At 57.5% G+C, this 334-nt stretch carries 1 protein-coding gene; it reads left to right on the forward strand.

The window, feature by feature from the left end:
• On the forward strand, positions 1–334 hold a 334-nt coding region (locus tag DPV92_RS09745; protein ID WP_192574197.1), incomplete at both ends, for a hypothetical protein.

Consider the following 334-nt stretch of genomic DNA (forward strand, 5'->3'; position numbering starts at 1 on the left):
CAGAAACCGCTAAAGCTGACGCAGAAACCGCGAAGGCCGGTGCAGAGGCAGCACAAGGTAAAGCCGAAGCAGCTAAAGCTGGTGCAGAAACCGCTAAAGCTGACGCAGAAACCGCGAAGGCCGGTGCAGAGGCAGCACAAGGTAAAGCCGAAGCAGCTAAAGCTGGTGCAGAAACCGCTAAAGCTGACGCAGAAGCCGCGAAGGCCGGTGCAGAGGCAGCACAAGGTAAAGCCGAAGCAGCTAAAGCTGGTGCAGAAACCGCTAAAGCTGACGCAGAAACCGCGAAGGCCGGTGCAGAGGCAGCACAAGGTAAAGCCGAAGCAGCTAAAGCTGG

Source organism: Pseudohaemophilus paraphrohaemolyticus (assembly GCF_003253115.1).
Lineage (GTDB): Bacteria > Pseudomonadota > Gammaproteobacteria > Enterobacterales > Pasteurellaceae > Haemophilus_A > Haemophilus_A paraphrohaemolyticus_A.